The following is a 2,797-nucleotide window of genomic DNA, read 5'->3' as shown; positions in this document are numbered from 1 at the left end:
CGGTTCTTAGGGGGGAAGGGAGGATTTTACTCCTCCTGACCTACCCGGTGCGCCCATAGAAACAGAAAAACAATATACACAGAAAAATGCAAAAACGATTGTATTTTTGTAACTTAAAAGTTACCTTTGATGTAAAATGATATGAATGGAACGAATTCGAACTGTAATTGATTACAAAAACCATTTTAAGGATTTTCTTCTTGCACAACCGAAGAAAGTACAAGACAAAATCTTTAAAATCATTGAATTAATTGAATACCAAGAACGAATTCCGGAAAAATATTTAAAACACATCAAAGGACAGAAAGGATTATATGAAGCCCGAATTTCATTGGCATCTAATATCTGGAGAGTCTTTTGTTTTTTCGACCAGGGACGATTGGTAATTTTATTGAACGGCTTTCAGAAAAAGTCGCAGAAAACGCCAAAATCGGAGATTGAGAAAGCTGCAAAGCTTATGACAGAGTATTTTAACGAAAAAAACAATTGATTATGGCTGAGAAAAATACAACCACTTGGGCAGAATTGAAAAACCAAGTTTACGGAGAAAAAGGAACTGAAAGAAGAGATAGACTTGACCGTGAATTCAAATCATTCCGAATTGGTTTAACGCTCAGAGAAGCAAGAGAAAAAAGGCACTTAACGCAAGACCAGCTCGGGGAGATAATCAATAAAAAACGAAGTTATATCTCACGGGTTGAAAACGACGCAAGTAATATCACATTGAAAACCTTGTATGATATTGTTGAAAAAGGACTTGGTGGAAAAATAAATATTCAGATTGACTTATAAATTGAAAGATTTGTTTTTTCCTTTGGGTCTCGTTCATCCTGACAAATTCATAGCTGATCAGTAAATACGGATTGATTAAAAAATAAAATAAAACCCTGATTAACAAGAAATTACAGGGCGCTAACAAAGCTATATACGCCAGCCGTGGCATCCACAGCATATTGAGGGTTTTGTATTTCCCAAAACCATGCGTTCAAGCTGATAAATCCACAGCGGGTCTGAAACCACGCCCAGGCGCATATAGCCGGGACGTTGCCGGGCATTTAAACAAAAAAACACATTCAATACAAAAAAATTGACAATGTATAGATTTGAACCAGGAAGCTATCAAACACCATCAGGATTTTTACCTGCATTGGCTTGTTTCAAAATTGGAAAGAATAAGGTAGAATCCTTAGATTACATTTTGACTAACACCGAAATCATTGAACCAAATGAAGAAAAAGCAGTTGGAATTGCTGAGAAATCACTATCTAAGGCTTTTAAAAATTCAGGAAAAAAAGGAAACGAACAAATTATTGCCAATTCCTTAAAAGCAGATGGATTTAAAATTATGGAAAATCCTAAGTTCGCTAAATGACAATTTATTAAATCCATACAAATGAATATCAAGAAAGGAGATTCTGTAATTGTAAAAGAAGGAGTTAAAGACCCTGATTCAGATGAATTTGAAATAGGTGGGTGGCAAGGTCGTGTAATTGATATTGATAATATATCAGAAAAAAACAACACCCTGATTACTGTAGAATGGGATTCAATTACATTAAAACAAATGGATAGTAATACTGATATTATCGCACAATCAGAAAGAGATGGTTTTGGGTGGGATACAATGACCTTAGACAATACGAAATTAGAAAAATCCAAAGCCCGAGACACAAAAAAAGATGTAATTAAAACTCAAGAAGAATTTTCAAATAAATATCATTGGGCTTGGCTTGGAGATGAAGGAATAAGAATTTCTAAGATTCTGAAAAATGTAAACCCCGGCAACGAAATGGATTGTTTACAAAAATGGGTAGATTATTTGGAAGACAAGCTGACCTTTCCTTTTGACGCAATTGTTGAAGAATCAGAAAGTGATTGGTTAATAAAGGAAGGACAAAAGGTTTCAATTAAATCAGTACCGCATATTGTTGACACTTATGGAGTAATTGCAACATTAAGAATCGGAAGAAAAAAGTATGAATACCCACTTTGTGAATTAGACGTGATTGACAAAAAGAGTCCTAACGCTCAACCAATTGACGATTACAAATTATGGTTTGCAAACAGATAGATTAAAACAAAACGCCCTGCAACAAAGCTGTCATACGGTAGCCGGGGCATCCACAGCATATTCAGTCATTCGTTTGTCCATGGCACACTCGTTTATACGGATAAAATCACAGCGGGTTGAAAGCCCCGGCCGACCGCATACAGCCGGGACGTTGTTGCGACACGAAGTCGCTCTATATAATTGTTTTACAGAGACTTACACCTCTAATAAAACCTATTGTTCTTCCAATAGTATCCTAACGGGACAACTGGCGTGTGGTGCAGCCACTGCGGGTTGAAGCTCCCGGGATAAGTGTACCAATCGCCCGGATTTCGTATCCCATGGGCGTGGCAGGAAACCGCGAGGCGGACTGTCATCGGGGTCTTAGACCGATTAAGGGCATGGATGCGTGAGCATGGCTAAAATACATGAACATTCCGAAACTGTCGTGAAGGCGTAAGAGCGAAAACTAAGACTGATACGCTCCCTACCAAAACGGTAAGCTGACAGGTTATGAGCGTTTAACGCAGCTCATACGAAGATGTTGTTCAGCCGGCAGACAGGATGGGCCTAAACTCACATTAGCTGTTATTAGAGCGGAACGTGGAAGCCCGGCGCTCTCTCCCACCTGTTTCGGGTAAACAAACGGGATAAAACCATAACCGTAAGGCATTGGGAAGCGTCGGACAGAGAGGTTGAACGAAGCGAAGGCCGGTTTGTAACGAGTCGGATAGTGATTGAGCCTAT

Annotated in this window: 4 protein-coding genes; all 4 read left to right on the top strand. The window is 38.6% G+C overall.

The window, feature by feature from the left end; genetic code table 11:
* The first annotated feature begins 145 nt into the window (after positions 1-145).
* The 4 genes from ATH1_RS0115770 (at position 146) to ATH1_RS0115755 (ending at position 2,071) form a co-directional block, all read left to right on the top strand.
* Positions 146-490 (top strand): type II toxin-antitoxin system RelE/ParE family toxin, encoded by a 345-nt coding sequence (locus ATH1_RS0115770; RefSeq protein ID WP_010423993.1) that lies wholly within the window; start codon positions 146-148, stop codon positions 488-490.
* A 2-nt stretch (positions 491-492) separates the two neighbouring features.
* Positions 493-792, top strand: a complete 300-nt coding sequence (locus tag ATH1_RS0115765; RefSeq protein WP_010423990.1) for a helix-turn-helix domain-containing protein — start codon at positions 493-495, stop codon at positions 790-792.
* A gap of 301 nt (positions 793-1,093) precedes the next feature.
* Entirely contained in the window at positions 1,094-1,372 is a 279-nt protein-coding gene (locus tag ATH1_RS0115760; protein WP_010423984.1) for a hypothetical protein, read from the top strand.
* Positions 1,373-1,393: 21 nt separating this feature from the next.
* The gene (locus tag ATH1_RS0115755; protein WP_010423981.1) at positions 1,394-2,071 is read left to right on the top strand and encodes a calcium-binding protein; all 678 of its coding nucleotides are present in this window, start codon (positions 1,394-1,396) and stop codon (positions 2,069-2,071) included.
* Positions 2,072-2,797 lie beyond the last annotated feature (726 nt).

It is taken from the genome of Anaerophaga thermohalophila DSM 12881 (assembly GCF_000191885.1).
GTDB classification, from domain to species: domain Bacteria; phylum Bacteroidota; class Bacteroidia; order Bacteroidales; family Marinilabiliaceae; genus Anaerophaga; species Anaerophaga thermohalophila.
This window is presented reverse-complemented; position numbering and strand designations above follow the sequence as displayed.